Below are 12,653 nucleotides of genomic sequence, written 5' to 3' on the forward strand. Positions count from 1 at the left end.
GTGATTAGAGCATTCCCGGCGCGATGGTGAAAGCGCTTTGCGCGGGCGTATTTGCGCATGGCTGGCTTGACCGGCTGTCTGGCGCGCATCAAACTCGCGCCCCCATGTTGCAGCGCCTCCTTTTCTCTTCGATTCCGGCCGATTCGCTGTGGCGCGACGTCGCGTTCCTGCGTCTGTTCATCGCCAACACCTTGTCGGCGCTGGGCACCGCCGTGTCGATGATGGCGCTGCCGCTGACCGCCGTGAGCCTGCTGAATGCCAGTGCCACGGAGATGGGCATTCTGGCGGCTTGCGAGCTGTTGCCCTTCATCACCATCGGCTTGCCCGCTGGCGTGTGGATTGATCGCACGAGCAAGAAACGCCTGGCGGTGCTCTTCAATTTCGTCGCCGCTGCCGGCCTGATGCTGGTGCCTATCGGCCATGAAGCCGGCTTTCTGAGCATGTACCTGCTGTATGGCGTCGGTTTCATCGTCTCGACGACCGAGGCCATCGGCGGCTCGGCCACGCAGGTGCTGGTCACGTTGCTGGTCGGGCGCGAGCGCCTCGTTGTCGCCAATAGCAAGCTCTCGGCATCAAGTTCGGTGGCGCAGGTGTGCGGCCCGGCGCTGGCTGCCTTGCTGATTGCCTGGGTTGGCGCCCCGCTGGCGGTGAGCGTGGACGCCGCCAGCTTCGTGATTGCCGCGTTGCTGATCGGCAGCATCCGTTTGCGCGAGGTGATTGCTCCGCATGCCGGCGCTTCGCTCCTCGCACAGATGCGCGAAGGCCTGCTGCTGGTGTGGCAAACGCCGATGCTGCGGGGGCTGGTCGGCGTAGTGGGGGTGTGGATCCTGTTGTCGGATTCGTTCAAGGCGCTCTACGTGCTGCATGCCGCGCGCAATCTGGGGCTGAGCGAGGCCTCTATCGGCCTGATCAACACGCTGGGCGCACTCGGCGGCTTGCTGGGCGCACCGCTGGCGCACTTCATGGAGCGGCGTTTCGGCATCCGCAATGCACTGGTCGCGGGCGTGGCGCTGGCGGGCGTGGGCTATCTGCTTTATGCGCTGCCGCAGGCGGATGGGCGTTTCGTCGCGCTGACCGCGGGTGCGGCGCTGTTCGTGTTCAGCGCGGGCAGCACCTTGTATGTGATCAATTACCTGAGCCTGCGTCTGGCCGTGACACCCAACGGCATGCTTGGGCGCATGGTCACCTCGATGCGTTTCGCCACCATCCTGCCGGGCCCGCTCGGCACGATTGCGATTGGTCACGCGGCGGATCGTTTCGGCCTGCCGCCGGTGTTTGTCGGCATAGGCCTCGCGTGTCTGCTGACGGCGCTGGGTGCGGCTCGCATCCTGCCTTGCCAGAAAATAAAAAATGGTTAATAGCGGAAACGCGCCAAAGCACCATTGATGTCGTTGGCCATGCGGCTGAGCGAGGCGACGGCTTCGCTGGCGCCGCGTACGGATCGCTCGGACTCTTCAACCATGTTGGCGATGCGTTCGATGTTGGCTGCGATGTTGTTGCTGGCCTGATTCTGTTCAGAGGTCGCGTGCGCAACATCATGAATCTTTTCCAGGGTGGCGTCCGTTGTGCTGCTGATTTCCCGCAAAGACAGCGCAGCGGCATCCGCCAGCGATACGCCGCGTGCCACCTGCGGCCCAACGGCCTGCATACTGATCACGACTGCGCTGGTGTTCGCTTGAACGGCCAGAATGGTTTCGTTGATTTCGGTCGTAGCTTTTGTCGTGCGCTCGGCAAGTTTGCGTACTTCGTCAGCCACCACAGCGAAGCCGCGTCCTTGCTCACCGGCGCGGGCTGCTTCGATGGCGGCATTCAGGGCTAGCAGATTGGTTTGTGCTGCGATTTCCTTAATGACATTGGCGATTCCGCCGATATGGCCGGTGCGCTCAGCCAGCTCTGCGATTTGCGCTGAAGCGGTCTCAATCTGCTCCGAGACTTTCTGGATTTCCGCTGCGGCGGACGTTATCTGCGTCGTGCCGCCTTTGGCCAATTCTGCTGCGCGGCTCGAATGAGTCTCTGTATCGCGGGCGCTGTCTGCAATCATGCCCACACTGACAGCCATTTCTTCCACTGACGCGGCAGTAGACGAAGTGGCGTCGGACGACTGCTGCGACGATGTACTGATTTCTTCCATGGTGTTGTTGATTGCACCGGCGGCTCGTTTGAGCGCTTCAGACTGAGCGTGGATTTGCGAGATCAGATCTTTCATTTCCTTTTGCATGTCACCCAGTGCATGTATCAGGCTGCCTGCAGGCGCCGCCGTCAGTTGCTGTGATAAATCACCCTTGGCGACAGCATTGACCATTGCTGCCGCGTAATCAGGCTCGCCTCCGAGCTGGCCGTAGATGCGGCGGGAAAATACGATCGACAGTCCCGCGGTAATTGCCAGAATGACGAGGCCGACGATCGCCATGGTGATGGCATAGTGGCGATAGGCCGCGTCGATGTCGTCCAGGAAGAAGCCGGTGCCCAGCGTCCAGCCCCAGGGTTCGAAGCGGGTCACGCCATTTAGCTTCGGGCTCACGTCTTCGGGCTTGCCACCGGGTTTGGCGGTGAGGATTTCGACGAAAGCGAGCTTGCCCTGCTTGGCCAGTCCGTCGCGATAGACCTCAACCGTGGTACGCCCGTCCGGTAGCTTGCTGCCTTTGTCGACCTTGCCGACGCGAGCTGCTGCCGGATGGGCGATCAGCACATCTCCGTCGTCGCGGGCGAACAGGTAATCGGAGCCAGACTGAAGGCCGCGCAGGGCTTCGGCGGCACGTGTTTGGGCTTCCTGACGGTTCAGTTTGCCGCTTTGCTCCTGTTTGTAGAAGGTATCAACCATACCGACCGACAGCTTCAGAAGAGTGTCGATCTGGGCGTGGCGTTCCGCCATCATGCTGCTACGCAGGCTTTGCAGGCCCAAGGCTGCGATGAGGAGCAGGCCTATTACGCTACAGGCCACCACAATTCCCAGGCGAGTGGATAGTTTCATGATGTCGGTCCTTTAGTGTCCAGGTTTTCTTGTGGAAATACCACTCCGTGAACTAGGGATTAACGGTCGATGGACTATGGGCTTTAGCCTTGGCTCTAAAGTTGTGCGGATGGGTCAGGTATATGTGAGCAAACTGGTTTGTATTGAACGCCCTGTGAAAGCGTCTTGAAGGGCTCTACAGCGCCGTCAGGTCTTCAGGCGTATCCGCGTCGCGCAGCTGCGCGGCGTATTCATCCAGAGTCACCAGCACGGGATCAATTGAGGCCAGCCAGCGCTGTGCCTTGCGCTCGCCCGTATCCAGGGCAGCACTCAGACTGGGTAGGGCGGTTTTCGGCAGCAGGCTGAAGACCGGCTGCCAGTGGGCGTCTACGAAGGCTACGGCTGCAGATCCAAGCGCAGCGCGGCTCATCAGGCAGGCATACTCGGCAGGCAAGAGTGGTGCGTCTGTCGGGCAGGTCAGTATCCAGTCGTGGCTGGCGTGGGTCAGTGCAGCTTCGAAGCCGGCCAGCGGGCCGGGGAAGTCCGGGCGCAGATCCGATATCACGCGGTGGCCGAAGGCGCGGTAGGCATCCAGATTGCGATTGGCGATGATCAGGATTTCATCCACCTGCGGCGCCAGCGCGTCGATCACCCAAGCCACCAGCGGGCGTTCGCGAAACCGCACGAGGCCCTTGTCCTGCCCGCCCATGCGCCGACTGGCGCCGCCGGCGAGGATCACGCCGGTGAGTTTTCGCGTCTTGTTCATCCGCCGATGTAACTCATCTCGATCTTCTGCGCGGGTGCGCTGGCCGTGCCGCGCAGCTCCGAATAGCGGTCGCCACGCTCGTGCCACACACCGCCAATCCAGCCGGCCAGCGCTGCGTCATCGCGGCCCTCGCGCAGCAGGGCGCGCAGATCGTGGCCGCTGCTGGCGAACAGGCAGGTGAACAGCTTGCCCTCTGGCGACAGGCGCATGCGGCTGCAATCATGGCAGAAGGCCTGCGTCACCGAGGCGATCACGCCGATTTCGCCGCCGCCATCCACATAACGCCAGCGCTCAGCGACATCGCCGGGCACATCGCGGCCGATGGCCTCCAGCGGATATTCGGCATGGATGCGGGCAAGGATCTCGCGCGCCGTCAGCACGTCGTCCATGCGCCAGCCGTTGCTGCTGCCCACGTCCATATATTCGATGAAGCGCAAGGTATGGCCGCTGCCGCGAAAATGGCGCACCAGCGGCAGGATCTCCTGATCATTCACGCCGCGCCGCACCACCATGTTCACCTTCACCGGCAGGCCAGCGGCCTGCGCGGCATCGATGCCAGCGAGGACTTCGCCGACACCACATTCGGCATCGCTCATGCGCCTGAAAATCGCGTCATCCAGCGCATCCAGACTCACCGTGACGCGATGCAGGCCGGTGGCTTTCAGGTTGGCGGCGTGGCGGGCGAGCAGCGCCCCATTGGTGGTCAGGGTCAGCTCCAGATCCGGGATTTCGGCCAGCATGGCGATCAGCCGATCCAGATGCTTGCGCAGCAGCGGCTCGCCGCCGGTGAGACGGATCTTGCGCACGCCTTGCCCGGTAAACACCCGGGCGATGCGCGTGATTTCCTCGAAAGAGAGCAGCGCCTCGCGCGGCAGGAAGGCATGCTCGCGGCCGAACTTGTCACGCGGCATGCAGTAGGTGCAGCGGAAGTTGCAACGGTCCGTCACCGAGATGCGCAGATCGCGCAGCGGCCGGCCCAACTGGTCTAGCAGCACGCCATTTGCCGCAGGCGTGGCAGCGCGGCGCAGGGCAGAAAGAGGAATGCGGATTTCAGGGGCCGTCATGGTGTGCATTATGGCTGCGCAGGAACCTGTAATAAACCGCAGAGGCGTAGGGGCATGCCTTGATGCGGGGTAATTTTGCCGGCGCGGGCGTCAGGTCAGGGTTTTTCAAGGCATGTCTGCAGAGCCACACACAGCTTGCCTGTGCGGACAGGCTGTCGCTAGAGGCAAGCTGGTGGCGGCTCTGCGGGACACCGCATATTCTATTTTCCGTCATTCCGGGCTTTGACCCGGAATCCAGCGCCTTTTGCCCCCATCTTCTGGATTCCGGCTTCCGGATAAAGTCCGGAATGACGTAGTCCGGAAGGACGATCTGGATCAGTTGCTTATTTGCATAGAGGTATTTCCGCTATGAGCGCCTTGAGAGTGCAGGTAAATTGAAGCCTTTTTTCACGGGAGGCTCCCATGCGTTTCGACACCCTTGCCATTCATGCCGGCTATTCGCCTGATCCGACCACCAAGGCGGTGGCCGTACCGATTTACCAGACCACCAGTTATTCCTTCGACGACACCCAGCACGGAGCCGATCTGTTCGACCTGAAGGTCAAGGGCAACATCTACACGCGCATCATGAACCCGACCAGCGACGTGCTGGAGCAGCGCGTCGCCGCACTCGAAGGCGGTATCGGCGCGCTGGCACTGGCGTCCGGCCAGGCCGCGATCACTTACGCGATCCTGACGATTGCCGAAGCCGGCGACAACATCATCGCCACCAGCGCGCTGTATGGTGGCACCTACAACCTGTTCGCCCACACCCTGCCGCAATACGGCATCGAGGTCCGTTTTGTCGACGCCAGCGATCCGGCCAGCGTCGCCGCCAAGGTCGATGCGCGCACCAAGGCGGTGTTCTGCGAATCCATCGGCAATCCGCTCGGCAACGTGGTGGATTTCGCTGCCTTCGCTGCCGTGGCCCACGCCAATGGCCTGCCGCTGATTGTCGACAACACCGTTCCCAGCCCTTATCTGACCCGCCCGATCGAGCATGGTGCCGACATCGTCGTGCATTCACTGACCAAGTACATGGGCGGCCACGGCACCAGCATTGGCGGCATCATCGTCGATAGCGGCAAATTCCCCTGGGCTGAACACAAGGCGCGCTTCCGACGTTTGAACGAGCCGGAAGTGAGCTACCACGGCGTGATCTACACCGAGGCCCTCGGCCCGGCCGCCTTCATCGGCCGCGCCCGCACCGTGCCCCTGCGCAACATGGGTGCGTGTATTTCCCCCTTCAACAGCTTTCTGATCCTGCAAGGCCTGGAAACCCTAGCCTTGCGCATGGATCGGCACTGTGAGAACGCCTTGAAAGTGGCTGAGTTCCTGCAGGCGCATCCGAAAGCCAATTGGGTCAATTACGCCGGCCTGCCGGATCATCCTTCACGGGGGCTGGTGGACCAGTATTTCGGCGGCAAGGCCTCCGGTCTACTCACCTTTGGCGTGAAGGGCGGACGCGAAGGCGGGGCGAAATTCCAGGACGCGCTCAAGCTGGTGACCCGTCTGGTGAACATCGGCGACGCAAAATCTCTTGCCTGTCACCCGGCTTCAACCACCCATCGTCAACTTTCTGCCGAGGAGTTGAAGCGTGCCGGTGTGTCAGAAGATATGGTGCGCTTGTCTATCGGTATCGAGCACATCAGCGACATCCTCGAAGACCTCGAACAAGCCCTTTCCGCCTGCTGAAAACCGGCAATTCCTGCCATGTAAAACACCGTCCCCCTGGCGGTGTTTTTTTTCGTCTGTCGGGCAGGTTTTTACTGTGTAAGAACCGCTTTGTGCGCATGTAAGAAAAGCTTACCTGCAAGCCGGAAAGCCCCGTCCCATAAGGGAATGAGGGGATTTATGTACTTCAGCGAAGCGATGCCAAGGACGTAATCACACTTGCCAGAAGCCATGTTTCAAGGTGACGGATTCTGGACCCGCCGAGCGGCGGATTTTGCCGGGTAAGTGTGCTTTGGTTTCAGACATCTGTTTCATCTCCTTTGCAGGGGTTTAAAGAAATGTGATGCAGAGACTGCTTGCGATTTGCCCGGGTTATCACAGCCTGGAGTCGAAAATGAAAAGCAAATTCTGGTTGTTCGGTTTGGTATTGCTGGGGGCGAGTGGAATGGCCTGTGCAGAGGACGGGATGATTTCCACCAGCATCAGCAATATTGTCAATTCCACTGAAAAACTTTCCTGGGCCGTCATCAGCGGCTTCGAGTCCAGGCACGTTGGTGGCAACGAAGAGTTGAATGATCACAATCGGGGTATTGGTATTCGTGCCGAGGGCGGTTGGGTGCTGGGTGGCTACTACAACAGTTACCGTCGCTATTCGGTGTACGCCGGACGTGAATTTCAGTGGCGCATGGTCGGAGAGGGCGATAACGGCGTGAATTTTGGCGTGACTGTCGGCGCGGTATCAGGTTACCTGGATGGGATTCGCGCAGGGCAGCAGCACGGCATCAACCTGATGTTGGTGCCAGAGCTTGTGGCGGTGACCAAGTATGCAGAAATTGCGTTGATGTATATCCCTGAAATGACCAAAACGCCCGCAACCTTCGCTGCCCAACTGCGGTTTCGCTGGCCCTGAAATTCAATTTTGCAGGAATGCTTGCTGCAGTCTGGCAAGCAGTGCGCGGATAGCCGCCGAACAGATCGGGTTGCAGCAGAAGATTCGCCGCAATACGCCGATCAGAAGCTTTCGAGGCCTGGGTATCCCAGCGCAAGGTTTCACCCCCGCAACACCGACCGAAGCCACGATTGGCAGGCGTTTGCAGGTTCAAAGTTGAGAGCCTGCTCCCAAAATCTCTCGATAGGATTGTTGATCCGGCTTGAGCCGCCGGATGCGTGCGTCTGTGCGGTTTGTCGCAAGTCGCAAGTCGCAAGTCGCAAGTCGCAAGTCGAAAAAACCGCGCCTGTTCCGTCATTCCGGAATGACGGCGAAGGGCGAAGGGTAAAGAGCGAAGGGCGCTGGACTCCGGGTCAGGCCCGGAATGACGAGCTGGGGGATATTGTTTTCTTGATCGCACCCACGCTCGGCATGGGCGCGCGGTTCGGGAGGCTCTGCGTCCTGCAGGGCAACGCAGAGCGTTACAGGCGGCATTCCCACGCGGAGCGTGGGAACGATCAAATGATCCCCCGGGAATGACGACGAAAGACACTGGATTCCGGATCAAGTCCCACTACTGTCCGTGATAAATCTGCAGGTCGGCCGTAAGAGTAGTTAGAGCAATGGTTGCGCGATATTCACGCCCACACGATTCGATTCGGGCGCGTGCGGCTCGCGCGCGACGAAACAGCCTCCCCCTTTGCAAAAGGGGGATTGAGGGGGATTGGGTTTGCTGCCGCCAGTGAGACTTCATGCAGGCTCCAACCAATCAAACCGTCTCCCTGGAGGATCGGGTTTGCACACCCGATCCGCTTCAGAGGCGCAAGGCATGCCTTGCGAAACCCCTCTTCCGCCCCTCCTTTTGCAAAGGAGGGAATGTTCGGGCCGCATTCTTGAGGTCGGGAATTTATTACGGACAGCAGTGGATCAAGTCCGGAATGACGGGGCAGGGGAGGCTAAGCTTGCCCCGACTTGCGACTTGCGACTTGCGACTTGCGACTTGCGACTTGCGACTTGCGACTTGCGACTTGCGACTTGCGACTTGCGACTTAATACGCCTCGCTGCCGCGCAGCACCTGTCCGGCTGTCTTGACGATGATCCAAAGGTCCAGGCTCAGGGTCCAGTTGCGCAGGTACTCAAGATCAAAGGCGATGCGGCGTTCCATTTTTTCGACGGTTTCCGTTTCGCCCCGGCAGCCATTCACCTGCGCCCAGCCCGTGATGCCGGGTTTTACCTTGTGGCGGATCATGTAACCCTTGATCTGGGTGCGATATAGCTCGTTGTGGGCCACCGCGTGCGGGCGCGGGCCGACGATGCTCATGCGCCCCTGCAGCACATTGATGAATTGTGGCAGCTCGTCCAGCGAAGTCTTGCGCGCAAAGGCGCCGAAGCGCGTCACCCGCATGTCATCTTTGGTGGCCTGCGTTACTACATCCCCATCCTCACACACGCCCATCGAGCGGAATTTATACACCACGATCTCGCGGCCATCCAGGCCGTAGCGGCGCTGGCGGAAGATGATCGGGCCGGGCGAGCTGAGCTTCACGCACAGCGCGCAGACCAGCATGATCGGCCAGATCAACAACAGGATCAGCGACGACAGGACGATATCCGATGTGCGTTTGATCACCCCGTTCAGGCCGGTAAAGGGCGTCTCGCATACGGCCACCACAGGCATGCCGTTGATGCTCTCCATGCGGCCCTGGATCAGGTCTGTCACGAAAATATCTGGCACGAAGAAGATCGAGGCCGTCGTGTCCTTCATCTCGTCCAGCAGATTCAGGATGCGCGGCTGGGTCGCCATCGGCAGTGCCAGATAAACATGGTCAACCCGGTGTGCCTTGATATAGGCACTCAGCTCGTTCAGCTTGCCCAGCAGCGGCGCGGGCACTTCGCCCTTGGCGTTACTCAGGCGCTCCGGGCTGCGATCATCAAAATAACCCAGAAAGCGGATTCCACTGTGGCGGGCTGCATCCAGTTGCAGCGCCAGAATGCCACCAAGGGGGTTGGCGCCCACGATTACCGCTGTAGCCGTTTCGCGATTTGCCAGTAATTGCGGCAGTGCGTAGCGCAGGCTCAGCTGGCTGACCAGCAGCACGACATAAGTGCTGCCGACCCAGCCGAAGATCACGCAGTCCGGGAAGAAACGTTCGTAGCCTGTCGCGTAGCCGAATACCAGCAGCAGCCCAGCTAGCGCGGTCCAGTTCATCACGGCTGTGCGGGCGATGCGGCGTGGCGCATCCAGAAGCTTCAGGCTGCCGGGGAAGGTCAGCGAAAACACCAGCAGCGACAGGATCAGGTATTGCGCATCCAGCGTCTCGCCGTAATACAAACCCACACCCAGCAGGCAGCCCACGGCTACGAGCGGATCGAGAAACATCTCGATGGCACTGGTCAGCGTCAGGCGCGCGCGCAGCATGCTGCCGAATTTTTGTCGTTCCAGATTTGCAAGCATTCTCAGACTCAAGTACTTGTGGTGCGCTTCTTGTTTGATGAATCGGCCAGAAAAAACGCTATTCCGGGCTTTAAGTAGAGTCCAGAAAGCAGGTAGCGAAGGACACTGGATTCCGCGTAAAGCTCGCAGGAGCGGGCGTGCGGGTACTGTCCGTGACTGGCGCAGCACACCATTCGTGAATTCCGTCAGCGCGCAGGATAGCGCAGCAGCTGCCAGTGTCGCTGAGTGATATGTTTATTTCGTGTCGACTGTGATTTATGTCCGCGAAAAGCGCCGAATTCATCAAAACCCCCTCAAAGAAGACATTCTTTTCTGCTACATTCGGCGCTTATGTCATACGGGGGTTGCCTGGTTTGTTGCAGGTAGCGACACGGCGCAAGGCGTCAAAAGTCATAAAAAGCAAGGTTCATCCATGCCATCCAAATTTCCTGCTCGTTGTTCAACCATCGCCGTGTTGCTGGCCGCGATCTGGTCCGCTGGCGCAGTCGCTGGTGAGGGTGATCTGCTCACGCTGACCGCTTCTGCAGGCTACTCCTACGATAGCAACGTCTTCCGTATTGGCAGTGATCGCAAGCCAACCGGACAGGATCATCGCGACGACTCGATCTGGTCGGCTTCCGTCGGCGCGGAGCTGAACAAAGTGATTGGTCGTCAGCGGTTCTACGGCAATGGCAGCGTCACCCAATCCCAGTATCAGGATTTTGACTTCCTCAATAATACCGGCTACCAGGGCACGCTGGGTTATCGCCTGGGTTTCGGCTCCGATAGCGAGGCGGGTGTTTACTACAGCCGCTCCAATCTGCTGAATAACTACGCAGACCTCACCGGGTACTACAAACGCAACATGCTCAGCTCCGAGCGCTATGGCGGCGACGTTCTGCTGCGCATCGCCGGTGACTGGGTTGGCGTCGGCAGCGTAACGCAAGGCCACGACGAAAACAGCGCCTCTGATCGCCAGGCCGGCAACAGCGACATCCGCGCCTTTGACGCAGGTGTGCGCTACGCCCCGCGCGGCAGCAAGAATTACATCGAATCCCGCTATCGCGAGTCGTCCGTCGATTACGAACGGGTTGGCGGCGCCACCAATTACGACTATGTGCAGCGCGAAGTGCGCGTTACCGGTCTGTGGTCGCCGAACCAGATTTCCTCGCTCGAAGCCAGTGCGGCCCGCGTGCGCAGCAGCCACGAAGATCTGCAGAGCTCCGATTTCAGCGGCTGGTCCGGCTACGTTGGCTACATCTGGCGTCCGACCATCGTGAGCTCCACCAACCTTCGCCTGTCGCGTGATGTCGGTGCCGCCGGCGACGGTTGGGGTTCGTATGCCCGTACCAATGGCATCAGCCTCAAGCAAACCTGGCAAGCCACTTCCAAGCTGGGCTTTGACGCCAACCTCGGCTATCAGCGCCGTGTATTCTCCGGCTACCAGACGGTCGGCCTGGCAGCATCCACCGGTGAAGACGAGCGTCGCGATACCGTTTACACGACCGGTATTGGCGGCAGCTACGCCATTACCGACAAGCTCTCAACCCGCTTGTCACTGCGTAACGAGCGCCGCCTGTCCAGCATCGATGTGTATTCCTTCACCGACACGATTGCCGTGCTAAACGCCCAGTACAAGTTCTAGGGCGTTTGCGTCAGGATCCAAAGCGGCCAGCAGCGATGCTGGCCGTTTTGTTTGGTGGGCAGGCTGTTTCATTGGTGCAGGCTACCCCAAACCGTCATTCCGGACGGCGTCATTCCGGACTCGATCCGGAGCGGAATCCAGAGGACGGGTGGCGAAAGGCGCTGGATTCCGGATCAAGTCCGGAATGACGGCAAAAGTGAAGGGTGCTGGATTCCAGGTTTTCGCCTTTCTAGGGGAATGACGTCGCCCGCAGTGATGTGGCCAAGGATGGGGTATTGCTGACCGCCAGCCTTCAATTTCGTCATTCCGGACTTGATCCGGAATCCAGAAGACGGGTAGCAAAGGGAGCTGGACTCCCGGTCGAGTGCGGGATGACGAGGTGATGGGGCGTGTGCTGGGCAGGCTGTGATGGGCTTGGCTCAGGTAATGTCGTTGTACAGGTCGCGCCATTGCGGATTGTTGGCTTCGATCAGTGCCAGCTTCCAAGTACGAAGCCATCCTTTTAAGGTTTTTTCGCGAGTGATGGCAGAAAGCATGGTTTCGTGCTGTTCGAACCACACCAACATATGGACGTCATGCTGTTTGGTGAATCCTTCGACTAGATTGTTTTTGTGTTGCCAAACCCGCTGGACAATATTGGACGTAACACCTGTGTAGAGCGTGCCGTTGCGGTGGCTGGCCATGATGTAGACGCAGGGCTGTTTCATTGGTGCAGGCTACCCCCAAACCGTCATTCCGGACGGCGTCATTCCGGACTCGATCCGGAATGGGATCCAGAAGACGGGTGGCGAAAGGCGCTGGATTCCGGATCGAGTCCGGAATGACGGCAAAAGCGAAGGGTATTGGATGCCGAGTTCCGCTTCAAGCCCGGAAAAACGTTCCCCGGAATGACGGCAAACGGCCAAAGCGAAAGGCGCTGGATTCCGGATCAAGTCCGGAATGACGGGGCGGGGGAGGCTAGGCTTGCTCCGACTTGCGGGTGGCAAAAGGCACTGGATTCCGGATCAAGTCCGGAATGACGGGGCGGGGAGGCTAGGCTTGCTCCGACTTGCGGGTGGCGAAAGGCGCTGGATTCCGGATCGAGTCCGGAATGACGGGGCGGGGAGGCTAGGCTTGCTCCGACTTGCGGGTGGCAAAAGGCGCTGGATTCCGGATCAAGTCCGGAATGACGGGGCGGGGGAGGCTAGGCTTGCTCCGACTTGCGGGTGGCAA

General features: G+C 59.9%; 9 protein-coding genes. 4 read left to right on the forward strand and 5 right to left on the reverse strand.

Annotated features, from left to right (window positions below; all coding sequences use genetic code 11):
* The first annotated feature begins 104 nt into the window (after window positions 1–104).
* Window positions 105–1,358 carry an MFS transporter gene (locus ABXR19_RS18680; RefSeq protein WP_354602674.1) on the forward strand — a complete coding sequence of 418 codons (1,254 nt, stop codon included), beginning with the start codon at window positions 105–107 and terminating at the stop codon, window positions 1,356–1,358.
* On the opposite strand, the gene ABXR19_RS18685 is transcribed toward ABXR19_RS18680, so the two are convergent.
* The 3 genes from ABXR19_RS18685 to moaA form a co-directional block, all read right to left on the reverse strand.
* Entirely contained in the window at window positions 1,355–2,971 is a 1,617-nt protein-coding gene (locus ABXR19_RS18685) for a methyl-accepting chemotaxis protein (RefSeq protein ID WP_354602675.1), read from the reverse strand. The two genes, ABXR19_RS18680 and ABXR19_RS18685, sit on opposite strands and share 4 nt — an antisense overlap.
* A gap of 175 nt (window positions 2,972–3,146) precedes the next feature.
* Window positions 3,147–3,716, reverse strand: coding sequence for a molybdenum cofactor guanylyltransferase MobA (mobA, locus tag ABXR19_RS18690; RefSeq protein ID WP_354602676.1), 570 nt, complete (start codon window positions 3,714–3,716; stop codon window positions 3,147–3,149).
* Window positions 3,713–4,789, reverse strand: coding sequence for a GTP 3',8-cyclase MoaA (gene moaA, locus ABXR19_RS18695; protein ID WP_435594342.1), 1,077 nt, complete (start codon window positions 4,787–4,789; stop codon window positions 3,713–3,715). Before moaA ends, mobA begins: the two co-directional genes overlap by 4 nt.
* A 393-nt stretch (window positions 4,790–5,182) precedes the next feature.
* Between moaA and ABXR19_RS18700 the strand changes: the two genes are divergently transcribed.
* Window positions 5,183–6,454, forward strand: a complete 1,272-nt coding sequence (locus ABXR19_RS18700; protein WP_354602678.1) for an O-acetylhomoserine aminocarboxypropyltransferase/cysteine synthase family protein — start codon at window positions 5,183–5,185, stop codon at window positions 6,452–6,454.
* A gap of 373 nt (window positions 6,455–6,827) precedes the next feature.
* Window positions 6,828–7,343 carry a hypothetical protein gene (locus ABXR19_RS18705; RefSeq protein WP_354602679.1) on the forward strand — a complete coding sequence of 172 codons (516 nt, stop codon included), beginning with the start codon at window positions 6,828–6,830 and terminating at the stop codon, window positions 7,341–7,343.
* Window positions 7,344–8,410: 1,067 nt separating this feature from the next.
* On the opposite strand, the gene ABXR19_RS18710 is transcribed toward ABXR19_RS18705, so the two are convergent.
* Window positions 8,411–9,817 (reverse strand): undecaprenyl-phosphate glucose phosphotransferase, encoded by a 1,407-nt coding sequence (locus ABXR19_RS18710; RefSeq protein WP_354602680.1) that lies wholly within the window; start codon window positions 9,815–9,817, stop codon window positions 8,411–8,413.
* A gap of 412 nt (window positions 9,818–10,229) precedes the next feature.
* Here ABXR19_RS18710 and epsL point away from each other — a divergent pair, with 412 nt between their 5' ends.
* Window positions 10,230–11,441 (forward strand): XrtB/PEP-CTERM-associated polysaccharide biosynthesis outer membrane protein EpsL, encoded by a 1,212-nt coding sequence (gene epsL / locus ABXR19_RS18715; protein WP_354602681.1) that lies wholly within the window; start codon window positions 10,230–10,232, stop codon window positions 11,439–11,441.
* A gap of 419 nt (window positions 11,442–11,860) precedes the next feature.
* Here the strand turns inward: epsL and ABXR19_RS18720 are convergent, their stop codons facing one another.
* On the reverse strand, window positions 11,861–12,148 hold the full coding sequence (locus ABXR19_RS18720; RefSeq protein WP_354602682.1) for a GIY-YIG nuclease family protein: 288 nt from the start codon (window positions 12,146–12,148) through the stop codon (window positions 11,861–11,863).
* Between the last annotated feature and the right edge of the window lie 505 nt (window positions 12,149–12,653).

Source organism: Uliginosibacterium flavum (genome assembly GCF_040566545.1).
In the GTDB taxonomy this organism is placed as follows: domain Bacteria; phylum Pseudomonadota; class Gammaproteobacteria; order Burkholderiales; family Rhodocyclaceae; genus Uliginosibacterium; species Uliginosibacterium flavum.

What these genes read in the sequence shown, in the direction of transcription:
- ABXR19_RS18680 (WP_354602674.1), top strand. Translation starts at nt 105, where the DNA reads ATGTTGCAGCGCCTCCTTTTCTCTTCGATTCCGGCCGATTCGCTGTGG.
- ABXR19_RS18685 (WP_354602675.1), bottom strand. Translation starts at nt 2,971, where the DNA reads ATGAAACTATCCACTCGCCTGGGAATTGTGGTGGCCTGTAGCGTAATA.
- mobA (WP_354602676.1), bottom strand. Translation starts at nt 3,716, where the DNA reads ATGAACAAGACGCGAAAACTCACCGGCGTGATCCTCGCCGGCGGCGCC.
- moaA (WP_435594342.1), bottom strand. Translation starts at nt 4,789, where the DNA reads ATGCACACCATGACGGCCCCTGAAATCCGCATTCCTCTTTCTGCCCTG.
- ABXR19_RS18700 (WP_354602678.1), top strand. Translation starts at nt 5,183, where the DNA reads ATGCGTTTCGACACCCTTGCCATTCATGCCGGCTATTCGCCTGATCCG.
- ABXR19_RS18705 (WP_354602679.1), top strand. Translation starts at nt 6,828, where the DNA reads ATGAAAAGCAAATTCTGGTTGTTCGGTTTGGTATTGCTGGGGGCGAGT.
- ABXR19_RS18710 (WP_354602680.1), bottom strand. Translation starts at nt 9,817, where the DNA reads ATGCTTGCAAATCTGGAACGACAAAAATTCGGCAGCATGCTGCGCGCG.
- epsL (WP_354602681.1), top strand. Translation starts at nt 10,230, where the DNA reads ATGCCATCCAAATTTCCTGCTCGTTGTTCAACCATCGCCGTGTTGCTG.
- ABXR19_RS18720 (WP_354602682.1), bottom strand. Translation starts at nt 12,148, where the DNA reads ATGAAACAGCCCTGCGTCTACATCATGGCCAGCCACCGCAACGGCACG.